This is a genomic window from Oleiphilus sp. HI0066, from assembly GCF_001635725.1.
In genome coordinates this window covers 1-1,038 of record NZ_LWFH01001705.1, presented here as the reverse complement: position 1 = coordinate 1,038, position 1,038 = coordinate 1, and the positions used below count along the sequence as shown (strand labels likewise).

Genomic DNA, 1,038 nt, shown 5'->3' with positions numbered 1-1,038 from the left:
TTTTAGATGGTGATGTGGATGCAAGCGACATGCACACTTGGAACATCTTAGGCAGTCAGCAGGGTCAATATGGGGTGATAAGCCTCGATGCCAGTGGCAAATGGGTATATCAGCTTGATCCTGCAAAAGCTGAATCGTTGGCTAAAGGCGAAACGGCTCAAGAAACATTTCAGGTCGAGGTGCTTGATCAACACGGAGAGCGTTCTGTCGCTCAAATCCGAGTCGAGGTTGTGGGCAGTAATGATTTACCGAGTGTTGCTCCTGTTGTGCAGCAGTCGGTGGCCGAGAATGCGACAACGCCGATATCTGGAACGCTTCAAGTGATCGATCCTGATGTCAGTGATCAGCATGCATGGCGATCAGTGAATACTAGCCAGTACGGACAGTTCTCCTTGAATGCCCAAACGGGAGCTTGGGAATATCGACTCAATACAGCGCATCCTGATGTGCAGAAATTGCTGACGGGGCAGACGCTCAAAGAGAGTATTATTGTCGAAGTCGATGATGGTCTGGGTGGTACGGCAACGCAAACCATTGCCATTGAAATTGATGGGCAGGGTAATGCGCCTGTTGCCGTGATCGATAATAGTCACTTGAATGCTGGTGGTATCGATACTGGGAATGTCTTTGCGAATGACCAGGCTGACACGTCCTTAACACTCACTGGAATTAACGGACAGAGTCTGCAGTTCGATCCCGTAAGTGGTTGGTCTCAGGTATTTGATACAGGGCATGCGCTTGTTCAGTTCAAGGCCAATGGAAGCTTTGAAGCACAAGCGAAAACGGGCAATTCAAATTTGCAAACCGTAACAGAATCTTTGCAGTATGAGGCTCAGGATCAATCTGGCGTTACTGCTACTGGGAGCATGGATGTCCATACCGATGCTGCACAGCAAGTGATCGCACCACCTCCGCCACCCCTAGCACCGGTTTCTGCTGATGTGCCGGCGGTATCGTATGACTCAGACCCCTTGTTACTTCTTGATCAAGTCACCGCGCCGAGTGGTAAGTCTGAAGCGACTCGTTCATCGTTCATTC

Annotated in this window: 1 protein-coding gene; it reads left to right on the top strand. The window is 49.9% G+C overall.

What is annotated here, in order from left to right:
- Nucleotides 1–29: 29 nt before the first annotated feature.
- A partial coding sequence (locus A3738_RS26715) for a VCBS domain-containing protein (protein ID WP_231876774.1) occupies nucleotides 30–1,038 on the top strand: 1,009 nt, incomplete at its 3' end.